Source organism: Nocardia suismassiliense (genome assembly GCF_900269665.1).
Classification (GTDB): Bacteria; Actinomycetota; Actinomycetes; order Mycobacteriales; family Mycobacteriaceae; genus Nocardia; species Nocardia suismassiliense.
The window spans coordinates 3,043,910-3,059,506 of the sequence record NZ_LT985361.1; the positions used below are offsets into that span (position 1 = coordinate 3,043,910).

General features: G+C 67.7%; 14 protein-coding genes. 7 read left to right on the forward strand and 7 right to left on the reverse strand.

What is annotated here, in order from left to right:
- The first annotated feature begins 31 nt into the window (after positions 1-31).
- Positions 32-1,006, forward strand: coding sequence for an ABC transporter substrate-binding protein (locus DBO33_RS13755; RefSeq protein ID WP_107655381.1), 975 nt, complete (start codon positions 32-34; stop codon positions 1,004-1,006).
- A gap of 123 nt (positions 1,007-1,129) precedes the next feature.
- On the opposite strand, the gene ilvA is transcribed toward DBO33_RS13755, so the two are convergent.
- Positions 1,130-2,359 carry a threonine ammonia-lyase gene (gene ilvA / locus DBO33_RS13760; protein ID WP_107655382.1) on the reverse strand — a complete coding sequence of 410 codons (1,230 nt, stop codon included), beginning with the start codon at positions 2,357-2,359 and terminating at the stop codon, positions 1,130-1,132.
- Between the two features lie 70 nt (positions 2,360-2,429).
- The gene (locus DBO33_RS13765) at positions 2,430-3,599 is read right to left on the reverse strand and encodes a serine hydrolase domain-containing protein (RefSeq protein ID WP_107655383.1); all 1,170 of its coding nucleotides are present in this window, start codon (positions 3,597-3,599) and stop codon (positions 2,430-2,432) included.
- Between the two features lie 157 nt (positions 3,600-3,756).
- Between DBO33_RS13765 and DBO33_RS13770 the strand changes: the two genes are divergently transcribed.
- The 3 genes from DBO33_RS13770 to DBO33_RS13780 all read left to right on the forward strand — a co-directional run bounded on the left by DBO33_RS13770 (position 3,757) and on the right by DBO33_RS13780 (position 6,787).
- Positions 3,757-4,479 (forward strand): GntR family transcriptional regulator, encoded by a 723-nt coding sequence (locus DBO33_RS13770; RefSeq protein ID WP_107655384.1) that lies wholly within the window; start codon positions 3,757-3,759, stop codon positions 4,477-4,479.
- Between the two features lie 86 nt (positions 4,480-4,565).
- Positions 4,566-6,059: an NCS1 family nucleobase:cation symporter-1 gene (locus DBO33_RS13775; protein ID WP_107655385.1), complete on the forward strand. Its 1,494-nt coding sequence runs from the start codon at positions 4,566-4,568 to the stop codon at positions 6,057-6,059.
- Positions 6,059-6,787 carry an aspartate/glutamate racemase family protein gene (locus DBO33_RS13780; RefSeq protein WP_107655386.1) on the forward strand — a complete coding sequence of 243 codons (729 nt, stop codon included), beginning with the start codon at positions 6,059-6,061 and terminating at the stop codon, positions 6,785-6,787. Before DBO33_RS13775 ends, DBO33_RS13780 begins: the two co-directional genes overlap by 1 nt.
- Positions 6,788-6,795: 8 nt before the next feature.
- Here the strand turns inward: DBO33_RS13780 and DBO33_RS13785 are convergent, their stop codons facing one another.
- Positions 6,796-7,146 (reverse strand): hypothetical protein, encoded by a 351-nt coding sequence (locus DBO33_RS13785; RefSeq protein ID WP_107655387.1) that lies wholly within the window; start codon positions 7,144-7,146, stop codon positions 6,796-6,798.
- A 293-nt stretch (positions 7,147-7,439) separates the two neighbouring features.
- Here DBO33_RS13785 and DBO33_RS13790 point away from each other — a divergent pair, with 293 nt between their 5' ends.
- A complete protein-coding gene (locus DBO33_RS13790; RefSeq protein ID WP_107655388.1) occupies positions 7,440-7,955 on the forward strand; it encodes a hypothetical protein in 516 nt (171 codons plus the stop codon).
- On the opposite strand, the gene idi is transcribed toward DBO33_RS13790, so the two are convergent.
- Together idi and DBO33_RS42765 are read right to left on the reverse strand one after the other, a co-directional pair.
- The gene (gene idi, locus DBO33_RS13795) at positions 7,942-8,505 is read right to left on the reverse strand and encodes an isopentenyl-diphosphate Delta-isomerase (RefSeq protein WP_199856605.1); all 564 of its coding nucleotides are present in this window, start codon (positions 8,503-8,505) and stop codon (positions 7,942-7,944) included. The two genes, DBO33_RS13790 and idi, sit on opposite strands and share 14 nt — an antisense overlap.
- Complete coding sequence (locus DBO33_RS42765) at positions 8,502-8,669, reverse strand: hypothetical protein (RefSeq protein ID WP_159080243.1); 168 nt, start codon at positions 8,667-8,669, stop codon at positions 8,502-8,504. Before DBO33_RS42765 ends, idi begins: the two co-directional genes overlap by 4 nt.
- Before the next feature lie 654 nt (positions 8,670-9,323).
- Here DBO33_RS42765 and DBO33_RS13800 point away from each other — a divergent pair.
- Both DBO33_RS13800 and DBO33_RS13805 read left to right on the forward strand, forming a co-directional pair.
- Positions 9,324-12,275, forward strand: coding sequence for an acyl-CoA synthetase (locus DBO33_RS13800; RefSeq protein ID WP_107655389.1), 2,952 nt, complete (start codon positions 9,324-9,326; stop codon positions 12,273-12,275).
- Between the two features lie 127 nt (positions 12,276-12,402).
- A complete protein-coding gene (locus DBO33_RS13805; protein ID WP_107660249.1) occupies positions 12,403-13,002 on the forward strand; it encodes a class I SAM-dependent methyltransferase in 600 nt (199 codons plus the stop codon).
- A gap of 95 nt (positions 13,003-13,097) precedes the next feature.
- Here the strand turns inward: DBO33_RS13805 and rffA are convergent, their stop codons facing one another.
- A complete protein-coding gene (gene rffA / locus DBO33_RS13810; protein WP_107655390.1) occupies positions 13,098-14,237 on the reverse strand; it encodes a dTDP-4-amino-4,6-dideoxygalactose transaminase in 1,140 nt (379 codons plus the stop codon).
- Complete coding sequence (locus DBO33_RS13815; protein ID WP_107655391.1) at positions 14,227-15,324, reverse strand: glycosyltransferase; 1,098 nt, start codon at positions 15,322-15,324, stop codon at positions 14,227-14,229. Before DBO33_RS13815 ends, rffA begins: the two co-directional genes overlap by 11 nt.
- Positions 15,325-15,597: the final 273 nt, after the last annotated feature.

The window sequence follows — 15,597 nt, forward strand, 5'->3', positions numbered from 1 at the left end:
CAGTGACAAACAAGATGGCGGAGGTAGCCGAATGAGGGTGGCGAAGCGGACGGCGGTGATGATCGGCGCGATGGTGTCGGTCGGCGCGCTGCTGGTGTCCTGTAGTGGGCAGGTGGGCGATTCGGGCGGCACCGACAGCAAGAAGCTGGTGCTGATTCCGGGCGTCGCGGACGAGCCGTTCTACATCTCGATGCAGTGCGGCGCACAGGAGCAGGCCACCAAACTCGGCTACAAACTCGACACCCAGGCGCCGACGAAGTTCGACGCGGGATCGCAGACGCCGGTGCTGACCGGCGTGGTGGCGAACAAACCCGGCGGCATTTTGATCGCGCCGACACACGCCACCGCGATGGCCAATCCGATGAAGCAGGCCAAGGACTCGGGCATCAAGATTGTCGAGGTGGACACCGCCCTGGACGACACTTCTGTTGCGCTGTCATCGATTTCGTCCGACAACAAGAAGGGTGGCGCGCTCGCCGCGCAGACCCTCGCCAAGCTGGTGGGGGACAAGGGCCCGGTGCTGGTGATCAATACCAAGGCGGGCACCTCCACCACCGACGCGCGGGCGCAGGGCTTCGAGGAGGCGATCAAGAGCTTCCCCGGCATCACCTCGCTCGGCGTGCAATACAACAACAACGAAGCGGCCCAGGCGGCTTCGATCGTCACCGCGACGCTCGCCGCACACCCCGACCTCGCCGGAATCTTCGCCACCAACCTCAGCTCGGCCGAGGGCGCGGCGACCGGCCTGCGCAACGCGAACAAACTCGGCCAGGTGAAACTGGTCGGCTTCGACGCCAGCCCCAAACAGGTCGAAGACCTGAAAGCCGGTACCGTGCAGGCACTTATCGCCCAGGACCCCGCGGGCATCGGCGCCAAGGGCGTCGACCAGGCCGCCGCCGCCATCGAAGGCAAACCGGTGACCCGAAAGATCGAGACCGACATGATCGCGATCACCCAGGCCGACATGGACGCCAACTCGAAGTACTTCTACAAGCGCAAGTGCTGACGCTCGGATGAGGGGCCGACCGGGCGCGATCGAGCGCCCGGTCGGCACACATCCAGGTGACGCGCACTGGCGTTCGGCCCGCCTTCGTGCGCGACCTGGCGGCGCATCTACTCGGCGTTGCCCCTAGTCCGCCGCGCGGACCGAGTAACCGGCGTTGGTCAGGGCGTTGAGGACGTCTTCGCGGTGGTTGGGCCCGCGGGTTTCCAAGGTGAGGGAAACCTCGACCTCGTCGAGCGCCAGCCAGGTTCCGGTTCGGGCGTGCCACACGTCGACGACGCTGGCGCCGGTCTTGCCGACCACGGCGAGTAGTGCGCTCAATCCGCCTGGTTGATCCGAGATCGTCACGCGGACAGCGAGATAGCGGCCGGCCGCGCTCAAGCCGTGGCCGATCAGGCGGGTCAGCAGTAGGGGATCGATATTGCCACCCGAGAGGATCGCGCACACCGGTCCCTTCAGTTCGAGATCTGCTGCAGCACAACTCATCAGTGCCGCGACTGCCGCCGCACCCGCGGGCTCGACGATCAGTTTGGCTCGTTCCAGGCACAGCAGCAGCGCCTTGGACAGCGAATCCTCGTCGACGGTCACCATGGCCGAGACGTGTTCGGCCACATGGACGAACGGCACCTGGCCCGGCTGCCCGACGGCGATACCGTCGGCCATCGTCGACATCTTGCCGACTCGCACCGGCTTGCCCGCCGCCAGCGAACCCGGCCAGGCGGCCGCCTCTTTCGCCTGCACCCCGATCACCCGCACCTGCGGGGCCAGATGGTGCAGCGCCACCGCGATGCCCGCGATCAAGCCGCCGCCACCGGTCGGCACGAGCACGGTGCCGACGTCGGGGATCTGCTCCAGGATTTCCAGCGCCACCGTCGCCTGCCCGGCCACGACGTCGGGGTGGTCGAACGGATGGATCAGCGTCGCACCGGTTCGGTCGGCGAACTCGGTGGCCGCGTCGAGCGCGTCTTCGATGGTCTCGCCCACCTGCCGCACCTCGGCACCGTAGGCCTTGGTGGCGGCCAGCTTCGGCAGCGAGGCACCGACCGGCATGAAAACGGTCGAGGTGATATCCAGCGAGGTCGCGGCCCAGGCCACGCCCTGCGCGTGGTTACCGGCACTCGCGGCGACCACGCCGCGCGCCCGATCCTCGGCGGGCAGATTAGCAATCCGGTTATAGGCGCCGCGCGGCTTGAACGACCCGGTCCGCTGCAGGTGCTCGCACTTCAGCCACACTTCGCCGCCCGCACGCTCGGACAGTACCCGGGATGCGACGATGGGCGTTTTCCGAATCACCGGCGCCAGCAATTCCGCCGCCGCAGTGATTCGCTCCATACCGACCAACTCCATGGCGCCCATGCTGCCATCCTGCCCGCAATACGTCCGACGATTCCGGCCGACGCCACACCGCCGGCACCCGGACCTGCGGTCAGGCCGCCTTGGCGAGGTTGTGCGCGAGCGCGCCGAGGCGGGCCAGGCGCGCGTCACCCAGGGGAGTGAGACGCCCACCGAGACGGTTGGTGACGAAGCCCAGCGACATGCCGGTGGCGGGGTCGGCGAAGGCACCGGAGCCGCCCAGGCCGAAATGGCCGAAGGCGGAGATCGGGTCCGCCTTCGACGGGCGCATGGGCACGCCGTGGTAGCCGAGCGCCCACGGGATTCGCAGGGCGAGAACGTAATCGGGGGTGAAGATCTGACGGCGACTGACCTCCGCGATGGTGTTGGGGCGCAGCAGCTGGAATCCGTCGAGCTCGCCACCATTGGCGAGAGCACCGTAGAGCCGGGCCAGCGCGCGGGCGGAGAACACGCCGTTGACGCCGGGCATCACCGAATCATGCAGGCGCGGATCGGCAACCAGGTCGGCGAAGCCCTTCGGTGTGGTGTCCATCGCCGCCGAAAACCTGGTCCGGCCGAGCAGCCGGGAGCTGTTCTCCCAACTCATGCCCGCGACAGTCAGCCGGGGAAAGTTCGTCGCGACCCGGTCGCGCTGCGCATTCGGCACCCCGAACCAGAGTTCTTCGGCGGCAAGCGGTTCGGCGATCTCGGTGCGCAGCACCTCGGTGAACTCCGTACCGGTGATCTGCCGCACCAGCTCGGCGACCAAGTGCCCGAAGGTGATTCCGTGATAGCCGCTGGTGACGAGGTGGCGCGGATCCGGCGCCGCCGCGGCCAGGGCCGCCGTCACCGCCGCATCGTCGAAGAAGCGATCGAACGAACCGGGCAGCAGCCCACGCAACCGGTGCAAACCCGCTCGGTGGCTGAGCAATTCGCGCACCGTGATGCGCTCCTTGCCCGCGGCGCCGAAGTCGGGCCAGTACGTCGCCACCGGCTCGTCGTAGTCGAGCTCGCCACGCTCGGCGAGCCGGTGCAGCACCGTGCTGGCCACACCCTTGCCGGTCGAATACGCCATGGCCACGGTGTCGTGCGCCCACGGCACCTCGGGCTTTGCGTAGCCGGCCCAGACGTCGACCACCGGCTCGCCGTGCAGATAGACCGCGAGCGCACCGCCGCCGTCGAGAGGTCGCCGGAACAGCCGGTCGAACTCGGCGACCAGGGTCGCGAACCGGCGATCTACGAACTGTGCTGCCGAAACCGTCATCGGAAACTCTCTGTAGTACGTGTCCCGCATTCCAGAATTGCACGACGCACAGCAGCCGCGTGCACGCCCCTCGCCCGCGACCGGTCGGTACGGTGAACGTTTCCTGAGCGTCACACAGCCGCCTTCGATCGCAACACGCCTGGCCTAGCGTGTTCGCATGCCCCCGAGACGACGTTCGGCGCTACTCGCGAGGTTGGTCGTCGACACACCCGGCCGACCGCAAGTGATCCTCGGCGAACTACGCCGGGTGATCCTGGACGGCGCGGTGCCGCCGTGCACCGTCATTCCGCTACGTGAGGTGGCCGTACTGTTCGGCGTGAGTCACATCCCGGTCCGTGAGGCGTTGAAGACGCTGATCGGGGAGGGGCTGGTCACGCACGAACCGCACGGGGGTTACGTGGTGGCCCAGCTGACCGCCGCCGAGCTGCGCGAGATGTACATCGTCCGGGAGACCTTGGAGAACGCCGCACTGGCCGCAGCCGCGATCAACGCGAGCGCCGCGGACCGCGCGGACCTGATCGCGGTGAACGCGCAGCTCGAACAGGCGATCCGCGACGACGATCCGGCCGCCTACCACCGCCGTTCCCGCGACTTCCACGTCGCGCTGACCAGGCCGTCGCGCCTGTTCCGGCTGCTGCACATGCTGGAGTCGGCGTGGAACGTCACCGAGCCGGTGCAGTCCATGGTGCACATCAGCCGCGGCGACCGGGTGCGCCTGCACACCGACCACGCACTGATGATGGACGCGTTTCTCGCGCGCGACGTGGATCGCCTGCTGCTCACCGCCGAACGTCATCACCGCAGGCTGGAAACCGTCATCGCGACCTTGCCGACGGATACCGGGTTGCTCGCGCCGGAAGATATATCGGCCGCGCAATAGCCGGGAAATAACGAGGCAATGGCCGGGCAATGCCGCCTCCATACGGTCGTTTCGAGCACAGTTCCACCTCCCGGACGGGCAGAACCATGACCGAAACAATTGCGGCACCGAGCATTGCGCCACCGGCGCACACCGTCGGTGCGGCCTACGACCCACGCCTGACCAATGCCGATCTCGCGCCGTTACGCACGCAGAGCTGGGGTTCATACAACTTCTTCGCCTTCTGGATGTCGGACGTGCACAGCGTCGGCGGTTATGTCACTGCGGGCAGCCTGTTCGCGCTGGGCCTGGCCAGCTGGCAGGTGCTGGCGGCCTTGCTGATCGGCATCACCATCGTCTACTTCTTCTGCAATCTGGTGGCGAAGCCGAGTCAGGTGACCGGCGTGCCGTATCCGGTCATGTGCCGCAGCGCCTTCGGGGTGCTCGGTGCGAACATTCCCGCCATCATCCGAGGACTGATCGCGGTGGCCTGGTACGGGATCCAGACCTTCCTGGCCTCGGCGGCGCTGGATGTCGTTCTGGTGAAACTGTTTCCGGGGCTCGCCCCGTACGCCGTGGCCGACGACTATGGCTTCCTGGGACTTTCGCTGCTCGGCTGGTGCAGTTACCTCCTGCTGTGGGTCGTGCAGGCGTGCGTGTTCTGGCGCGGCATGGAGGCCATCCGCAAGTTCATCGACTTCTGCGGGCCCGCGGTCTACGTGGTGATGTTCCTGCTCTGCGGCTACCTGATCACGAAAGCAGGTTGGGGCGCCATCGATCTGAACCTCGGCGACGTGAAGTACACCGGCTGGGACGCAGTACCGGTCATGCTCGGCGCGATCGCGCTGGTGGTGTCCTACTTCTCCGGCCCGATGCTGAACTTCGGCGACTTCTCCCGCTACGGAAAGACTTTCGCCGCCGTGCGCCGCGGCAACCTGCTCGGCCTGCCGCTCAACTTCCTGCTCTTCTCGCTGCTGGTGGTGATCACCGCCTCGCTGACGGTCCCGGTCTACGGCGAACTGATCACCGATCCGGTGGCGACGGTCGCGCGCATCGACAGCACCTTCGCGATCGTGCTGGGCGCGTTGACCTTCACGGTCGCCACCATCGGCATCAATATCGTGGCGAACTTCATCTCCCCGGCCTTCGACTTCTCGCACGTGGACCCGCAGCGGATCAGCTGGCGCGCGGGCGGCATGATCGCCGCGGTCGGCTCGGTGCTGATCACCCCGTGGAATCTGTACAACAACCCCGAGGTGATCCACTACACCCTCGAGGTGCTCGGCGCGTTCATCGGCCCGCTGTTCGGCGTGCTCATCGCCGACTACTACCTGGTGCGTAAACAGCACGTGGTGGTCGACGACCTGTTCACGATGTCGAAGACCGGAAGTTATTGGTATAGCAAGGGATACAACCCGGCGGCAGTGCTCGCGACGGCGGTCGGCGCGCTGGTCGCGGTGATCCCGGTGCTGGCCAAGGACATTCCCGGCATGTACACGGCGGCGCAGTACAGCTGGTTCATCGGCTGCGGCCTCGGCTTCGCGGTGTACTACGTGGTCGCCACCAGAACGCCGTGGGCTGTGCGCGGAGTGCCTGCCTGATGCGGATCCGCTTGATCAACCCGAACACCACGCGGGCGATGACCGACACGATCGAGGAATGTGCCAGGGCCGTCGCCGGTCCCGGCACGATCCTCGACGCGGTGACCGCCGAGATGGGGCCCGCCTCGATCGAGAGTCACTATGACGAAGCCCTCAGCGTCCCAGGCCTGCTCGCCGCCATCCGGTGCGGCGAGCAAGCGGGCGTAGACGGCTATGTGATCGCCTGCTTCGGCGATCCGGGCTTGGATGCCGCGCGGGAACTGGCCGGCGGCCCGGTGATCGGCATCGCCGAGGCGGGCATGCAGGCGGCCAGTCACATCGGTCGTGGATTCAGCGTCGTCACCACATTGCACCGGACCATCGGACGCGCGGCCGACCTGGTGGAACGGTATGGGCGGCAACGGTTCTGCCGCGGCATCCACGCCTGTGAGCTCCCGGTGCTCGCGCTGGCCACGGACCCGGACGCCCGCAAGATCGTCACCGAGGCCTGCCGGACGGCGGTGGACGCAGATGGTTCCGATGCGGTCGTGCTCGGCTGCGCGGGCATGGCGGACCTGTGCGCGCACATCCGCGCCGAGATCGGGGTACCGGTGATCGACGGGGTGGCGGCGGCGACGCTGACCGTGCAGTCGCTGATCACCCTCGGACTGCGCAAGTCGGGTAGGGGAGAGTTCGCGCCGCCGCCGCCCAAGCCGTATTCGGGGCAGCTGCGTTCGTTCGGGCTATGAGCGCGAACTCACGCGGCGACGGCGGTGTGCAGTGTCTGCAGCACGGCATCCGGATCATCGACATCGACGACGACCCTGGTGAAGGCGGCACCGGAGAGCTCGATGCGCAGAGCACGTCCGTCGAATCTGGTGTCCCAGAACTCTTTACGACCCTTGCCGCGGAACGTGCCCGCGGCGATCACGCCGGGGAAGAAGGTGCCGGGTGCGCGTACCCACGGCGGGCGCCGATCGACCTCGGCTTTGGTGACATCGGTGATGTTCGCTAGATCGAAGGTGATGTGCTCGCGCAGGGCGAGTACCTGATGTCCGCCGACCACCTGGATCGTCACGGTCGTTCCCGTGACCTCGATTTCGACCATCGCGCACCTCACGTCCGGAGAGAATCTCTGACGTCTCCCACCATGCAAGGCGGACCTGGTCATAGCCTGTGCCCTTCCTTTGATTTTTCTCAGTGTTTGCTTCACATGCTCTTACTTAGATATGCGCATCTAAATATGTAGTCACCGCCACCTCGCCGTCTTCGGTCCCGAGCGTGTCGGCACAAAACAGCAAGGACGGGATGGGATTCTCATCTTGCTCCACCTGTTCCTGCACGTCCGCATTCCGACGCCGCACCGGTCGTTCGGAAAACCGTCCGCGAGAAAAGGTGTCGATGCTCGGGAAAATTGCCGGCACAGCGGCGCTGTCCGCCGTATTGCTCGTCCCCTTCGAAATCCCGGCCGCATCCGCGTTACCGCCTTCGGGCCGGTGCGCGAACGGCGACTTCCGCTGGACCGCGGTGGACGGCGCGATCGACATGACCCCGCACGTGCTCACCTTCACCTCTGTGGGCGTGCTCCGCGACTGCACGGGCGGCCCCGAGGGCATCACCGGCGGCACCTTCACCGGCACCCACCTCGCCACCTCCGACTGCCTGCGCCCGGCCGACGGCCCGATCACCGTCGACGTGCTCTGGTCCAACGGCGCGACGAGCAGGCTGTCGGGACCGTGGCCGGTGACGATGCAGCAGCCGACGACCGGAACGCTGGACGTCGTCGACGGCCTCGGCCAGGGCGGTCGCGTCCTGATCACCGCCGACTACGAGATGACCCCGGCGATGATCGGCGACTGCCTCGGACCCGGGGTGCGCACCGGTGTCGGACGGCTCAGCGCGACTACCGTTCTGTGAGCGCCCGTTCGGCGACCTCGAGCACGCCGGCCAGCCACGGCGTGTAAGCGTCCGGATCGTCGGCCATCGCGTCGCGCAAGGCCTCCGGCTCGATCCAGGCGTAATCGGCGACCTCGTCCGGATCCGGGTGCGGCGAACCGGCGCTGAGCAGCCCGACCAGCACGTGGTCCCATTCGAACTCGACGCGCCCGGTCGTCGCGTCCTCGGCGTGATACCGGTAGACGCCCACCTCGGCCAGGGTCGTGGCGAGCCCCATCTCCTCGGCGAGGCGGACCGCGGCGGCCGCCGTGACGGGTTCGCCGGGTGCGGGATGGCCGCAGCAGGTGTTGGCCCACTGCGACGGGAAGCGTGTTTTCACCGCGGCGCGCTGCTGCAACAGCACGCGGCCGGTGTCGTCGAACAGCAGCACCGAGAACGCGCGATGCAGCTGTCCGGGCGCCTGATGGGCCTGCGACACCGGGCACGTGCCGATCGCGTGTCCGGCGTCGTCGACGAGTTCGACGGGCAGGGCCTCGCGGTCGGTGATCGGGTGCTCCAGTGTCTCGGTCACCTCTCCACCTTATCGGCGGCGATCAGCGGGTAGCTGCGGCAACCCTCCTGGTCCACGGTCCGGAACGGTCGCTCGGCACCCCACGCCAGCTCGGCTTTCGGCTGCGGCGCCCAGTGCGGGACGGTGGTGGCGGTGAGGTCGGTCACGTGCTCGAGAATGGTCATGCCGGTACACCCTCTCTCAAAGCGGCAGTGTCTGTTTCTGGTGATCCACGCAGCGGTCGACAGGCGAGACCGACCGGGCCTCGACAAAGGTCGATGGTTATTCGGCGTCAGTTACTTCTGCACAAAACGACGCGGGCGCAATGCCCGCAAACCCGGCGAAATGGTCTACGCGACAGCATGTTCGGAGCTGGCACCGATGGTAGGACGGTTGGCGGGTCGCGTGCAGCGGAACGACGAGATGCCCGAGCGGATGGTTACGACATGCCGCCGATCGAATAGCCGGGACATAACTTTCGGCCCGGAATCGCAGAACAGCGGACAGCTCGCTGCCGGCTAGCTATTTTGCGCGGCGGCGATGCCATGGAGCTGCTCGACGGTGACCGAAATTCCGCGGACTCGGCATTCCGACGATTGCGCGTATGGCAATTCGAGTTCGATCCAAACCTGTTCGTGGCGTCGAAAATTTGTGCGGAATCGGGCGCTGACCCCGGCCGACGTGCATGGATCGTGTCACAGCGGACACATAATGGACACACGGTGTGGGAAGCTCTGTGCAAACACATCGGCGTACTTGTCGGGAGCCGGCGGGCTATCCCTTCGGTCGGGTACGCGAATGATGAGGGTCAACGTTCTAGGGTAGGGCCAGGAGCGATCTTGAAGTTCAGTGCGAAGGATTTGGTCGGATCGGCGCAGCGGTTGATGGCAACCGCGCAGAACGGCCTGGAGGTCATCCGTTTCGGCGGGTTGACCCATGACGTCGAGTCGTCCCCGTTCGAGGTGGTCGAGAGAAGGCGGATGTACCGGCTGCGGCACTACTTCCCCGACGACCCGACTCCGGGCCGTCCGGTCGCGCTGCTCGTGCCACCGCTCATGGTGAACGCCGACATCTGGGACGTGAACGTCGAGGACGGCGCCGTCGGCATCCTGCAGCGCGGCGGAATCGATTGCGGGGTCGTCGATTTCGGCTCGCCCGCCAGTGAAGAGGGCGGCTGGGAGCGTGACCTCGCCGACCATGTGCTCGCGGTCAGCAGCGCGATCGACGCGGTGACCGAGGCGACCGGCAGCGCCGTGCACCTGATGGGTTATTCGCAGGGCGGCATGTTCGCCTACCAGGTCGCCGCCTACCGGTTCGGCAAGGGCGTGCAGAGCATCGTGACGTTCGGCAGCCCGGTCGACGTGGTCGCGGGCATGCCGTTCGGGCTGCCCTACGGGATGGTGTCCGAGGTCGCCGACTTCCTGGCCGATCACGTGGTCACCCGGCTGCCGATCACCGATTCCATGGTGCGCATCGGCTTTCAGCTGCTCGACCCGATGAAGACCGCCAAGGCCAGGTTCGACTTCCTGCGGCAGCTGCACGACCGGGAGGCGTTGCTGCCCAAGGAGCGTCAGCGCCGGTTCCTCAACAGCGACGGCTGGGTCGGTTACGCGGGTCCGGCCGCCGCGGATCTGCTCAAGCAGTTCGTCGCGCACAACCGATTGATGCTGGGCGGCTTCGTGATTCGCGATCAGCCGGTATCCCTCGCCGAGTTGAAGTGCCCGATCCTGGCGTTCGTGGGCGAGGTCGACGACATCGGCCAGCCCGCCGCGGTGCGCGGCATCGTGCGGGCCGCGCCGAACGCGGAGGTGTACGAGGCGACCCTGGTCGCCGGGCATTTCGGCCTGGTGGCGGGCAGCACGGCGACCAACCACACCTGGCCGCTGGTGCGCCAGTGGGTCGATTGGCTCGAACGCGACAAGCCGCTGCCGCCGGAGATCCACCCGATGGCCGAGCACGTCGACAGCAACCGGCCGCGGTCGGCGGCCACCCGGGTGGTGCACACCGCCGCGACCCTGGCCGAGGCGGGCGCGGGCGTCGGCAAGGCGCTGGAAGGCATTGCCAGCAATACCGTTCGCGGTTCGGTCGAGCTGGCCGGTGAGGCCGCGCGGGCGCTGCCGCGACTGACCCGGCTCGGCATGATTCAGCCGCACACCCGTATTTCGCTGGGACGGTTGATCGCCGAGCAGGGCAGGCGCGCACCACTGAAGGACCTGTTCCTGTTCGAGGATCGGGTGCACACCAACGCCGCGGTCAACGTCCGCATCGACAATGTGGTGCGTGGGCTCATCTCGGTCGGTATCCGGCCCGCGATGCGGGTCGGCGTGATCATGGAGACCCGGCCGAGCGCGCTGGCCACGGTCGCCGCGCTGTCCCGGCTCGGCGCGGTGGCGGTGCTGCTCGCCCCGGGCAGCGAGCTCGCCCGCGCGCTGGAGATCACCGGCGTCGACACGGTCGTCACCGATCCGGAGAACCTGCGGCACGCCTCGACCGTCGGCGCGCGGGTGCTGGTGCTCGGCGGCGGCGACACCCGTCGGCTCGATATTCCGTTGAGCGATCAGGTGATCGACCTCGAGCAGATCGATCCGGCGCAGGTGAAACTGCCGGCTTGGTACCGGCCCGATCCCGGCTTGGCGCGCGAGCTGGCGTTCGTGCTCGTCACCGGCACCGGTGACCGGCTGGAAACCAAATACATCACCAACCACCGCTGGGCGCTGTCCGCCTTCGGTACCGCGACCACTGCCGATCTGAATCGCAGGGACACGGTGTATTGCCTTGCGCCGCTGCATCATTCGTCCGGCCTGCTGGTGAGCCTCGGCGGCGCGATCGCGGGCGGCAGCCGGATCGCGCTGGCGCGTTCGCTGGATCCGGCGCAGTTCGCCGAGGAGGTGCACCGCTACGGGGTCACCGTGGTCACCTACACCTGGACGATGCTGCGCGACATCCTCGACGCCGAGGTGTTCCCGGTCGGGCACCGGCACCCGATCCGGCTGTTCATCGGCTCGGGCATGCCCGCAGGGCTGTGGCGGCGCACCACCGAGCAGTTCGATCCGGCCAGGGTGCTGGAGTTCTACGCCTCCATCGAGGGCGACGTGGTGCTGGCCAACGTGAAGGGCGTCAAGCGCGGCTGCAAGGGCAGGCCGGTGCCGGGCACCGCCAGGGTGGAGCTGGTCGGCTACGACCCGATCACCGAGCAGATCCTGGTCGACGACTCGGGTTACGCCCGGCGTTGCGCAGACAACGAGGTCGGGCTGCTGCTCGGCAAGGCGTCCGACGGGGTGGACATCTCGGCGGGCGGGTTGCGCGGGGTGTTCGCGCCCGGTGACTCGTGGATGCCGACGGAGAACCTGTTCCGCCGCGACAGCGACGGCGACTACTGGCTGATCGACCGCAAGGACACTGTGATCCGCACACCGCGGGGACCGGTGTTCGGGCAGCCGATCGTCGATGTCCTGAACGACATCACCGCGGTCGACTTGGAGGTCGCGTACGGACTGGAGGTCGGTGAGCACTGCATTGCCGTTGCCGCGGTCAGCGTGCGCAAAGGTTTCCGGTTGGAGCCCAAGGACGTGACCGAAGCGCTGCGGGCCCTTGATCCGGCCCAGCGACCCGATCTGGTCTACGTGGTGGAGGAGATTCCGCGCAGCTCCTCCTACCGGCCGTCCACCCGGGCGGTGCAGGCGGCGGGTCGTCCGCAGCCTGGCCCCGACACGTGGTGGTACAACCGGGCGTCCGACGCCTACGAAATTCTCACCGAGGACGACGCGCCCACCCTCCTCGGCGACAGCTGAGACGACGAATCCAGTTGCCGAGCCGCCGCATTCACCGGGTGCGGCGGCTCGACCCGGTCGCGCGCGCCGAGCGCCCGCGCCGTAGCATCCAGCGCTGACGTTGCTGTCCGATTTTCAGGGGTCCTTGGTGCGTACGAGCCTTATCTACCGCAACGCCACCGTGTACGAGCTGCTTATTCGCGCGCTGTACGGCCGGCACTACACGGCGCGGTACCGCGCGATCGAGGCGCTCGTGCCCGATGGCGCGAGTGTGGTCGATTTGTGCTGCGGGCCGGCGACTTTGTACACCCGCTATCTGCGCGACAAGTCCGTCGACTACACCGGGCTGGATCGCAACGACAAGTTCGTCGCCCAGCTCACCGAGGCGGGCGGGCGCGGCATGGTCTGGAACCTGAACTCCGACACCCCGCTGCCCGAGGCGGACTATCTGGTGATGCAGGCCAGCCTCTATCACTTCCTGCCCGAGGCCGCGCCGGTGCTCGATCGCATGCTGACGGCGGCTCGCAAACAGGTGATCATCGCCGAACCGGTGCGCAATATCGCCAGCAGCGACAACCGGGTGCTCGCCGCGATCGGTCAGCGGTTCACCAATGCGGGGGACGGCGCGCAGGCGCATCGGTTCACCGAGGAGACGCTGGACGAGTTGTTCCGCAAGTACGAGTCGCGGGTGGTGCGCCAGTCGCTGATCGCGGGCGGCCGGGAGAAGTTGTACGTACTCGACGCCTGAGCGTTGCGGCGAAAGGCGCGACCGCGCATGACATCCAGGCTCGACGCCTGAGCGTTGCACCGAAGCTAGGACCGCGCACCCGTCGCGAGCGATCCTCAGACGGTGAAGTCGGTGACCGCTTCGACCACGCGACCGACCTGCTCGTCGGTGAGATCCGGCCACAACGGCAGGCGCACAACGGTTCCCGAGAACTCGGCGCTGCGCACGCACGGGCGCGGTGTGCGGCCCAGCTTCAATCCGGCCGGGCTGGAGTCCAGCGGCACATAGTGGAACGGCGCCACGATATTGCGGGCCCGCAGGTGCGCGATCAGGTCGTCGCGGCGTTCCTCGGTGGGTGTGCGCAGGTAGTACAGGTGCGCGGTGTGCTCGCGGTCGGCGGGCACGGTCATCAGCCGAACGTCGTTGCGGGCGGCCCATTCCGGCAATCCGGCGGCGTAGGCGTCCCACACCCGGTGCCGGCCGGCCTGGATCGTATCGAACTCGTCGAGTTGCGCGTCGAGCACCGCCGCGTTCAACTCGCTGGGCAGGTAACTGGAGCCGATGTCCTGCCAGGAGTACTTGTCCACCGCGCCGCGCAGGAAGCGGGCCCGGTCGGTGCCCTTCTCCCGGATGATCTCCGCGCGCGCCATCAGGATCTCGTCGGTGAGCAGCAGCGCGCCGCCCTCGCCGCAGTGCACGTTCTTGGTGTCGTGGAAGCTGAGCGTGCCGAGGCTGCCCAGGGTGCCGAGCGGGCGCCCGCGCCACCGGCCGCCGAGGCCGTGCGCGTTGTCCTCCACGATGGCGAAGCCGTGCGTATTGGCCAGAGCCAGTAGCTGTTCCATGTCGGCGGCGACGCCACCGTAGTGGATGACCACCACGGCCTTGGTCCGTGGGGTGACCGCGGCCGCCACCGACTCGGGGTCCAGGTTGCCGGTGTCGAGATCGATGTCGGCGAAGACACAGGTGGCCCCGCGCAACGCCATGGCGGTCGCGGTGGAGGTGAACGCGAAGCTCGGAACGATCACCTCGTCGTCGGGGCCCAGTTCCAGCAGCAGGCCCGCCATCTCCAGGGCGGAGGTGCACGAGGTGGTCAGCAGCGCGTGCGGGGCGCCGGTGATCATCTTCAGCTTCGTGGTGGCCGCCGCGGTGAACGGTCCGTCGCCGTGGCTGTGGTCGGAGCCGAGCACGGCGCCGAGGTTGGCCAGTTCGCGCGGCGACCGGAACGGACGGCTGAAGATGATGCGGTCAGTGCTCAACCCGGTCGGTCCCCTTGGTAGTCGTGGTCAGTTCCCGGTCCTGCCCCGGTCCGGCCGCGGCCAGCGGGCGCGGCGTCGGTGAATCGACGGTCAGATAGAGCGGCTTACCCACGAGGATATGCAACGCCACCCCGAGGTATTCGGCGATCAGGCCGAGTGAGAACAAGATAGCGCCGGCCACCAACAGCAGCACCACGATCATCGAGGCCCAACCTTCGGGCGCCCAATTGTCGGTGGTCAGCGCCTCGTACACGATGACGCCCGCCATCACGACGCCGCAGAGCGCCAGCGTCACACCCAGCAGGCTGACCAGGCGCAGGCCGCGAGTTCCGCTGCACAGCACCATCTTCCAGAACAGCGAGAACAGGCGGCGGTAGTTGTAGCCGGAGTCCTCGCGGCCCTCGGCGCGCAGCACCACCGGCACCTGCGCGACCGAACCCACCACCCAGGTCAGCGCGACGTCGAGATACACGCCGTTGGAGGCGACGTCGGCGAGCTGACGCCCGATGGCGCCGCGGATCAGCCGGTAGCTCTCGAAGCGGGTGGAGTCGGGGAACGCGAACACCGTCGCGAGCACCAGCTTCGCGCCGCGCGAGGTGAGGTTGCGCAGGAAGCCGTGCGGGCGGGTGTTGCTCGGCTTGGAGTAGACCAGCTCGGCGCGCTCGGTCAGCGCGGCGTCGAGGAAGCTGCCGATGAACCGGGGGTCGTGCTGGCCGTCCTCGTCCATGGTGACGATCCAGTCGCCGCCCGCCGCCGACATGCCGGCGATCGTCGCGGCGTCCTGGCCGAAGTTGCGGCTCAACCAGATGGTGCGCACCTCGGGGTAGGTCCGCTCGAGTTCCTGCAGCACCACATCGGAGCGGTCCGGGCCACGGTCGTGCACCAGGATGATCTCGTCGATCTGGAAGGTGGCGCCGCCCGGCGTCTCGGTGGGGCGGGTGAGCTCGTGCAGTTCGGCGACGAGCCCGCCGATGGTGTCCTCGCCGCGATAGATCGGCACGACCACGGACACGGCATGCGGCCGGGACGGCCCGCCGTTCGAGGTGACCGCGGCGGGGCGGGGCGTGCGGGTGGAGGGAATCGGCATCAGCTGGATCGACTTTCGATGACGGTGCGTGCCGGTACTCCCCGCTGGACAGCAGGGCCCGAGCCGCCCAGAACTCTAGCATGGTGCGGGTTTCGGATTCCGGGTCGGCGCATCCCCCCATCATCGACGCGTCGGCGGCCGGATGCCAAGCGCCACACTGCTGTGTAGGGTTTGGAACTCGTGACGGATAGTGCAGTGTCGAGGGTGACGCGACCGGGGTCCGCCGAGGTCACGAGGGGTGACTCGAGCGAGGTCGCCGAGGCGTCGCCTGCC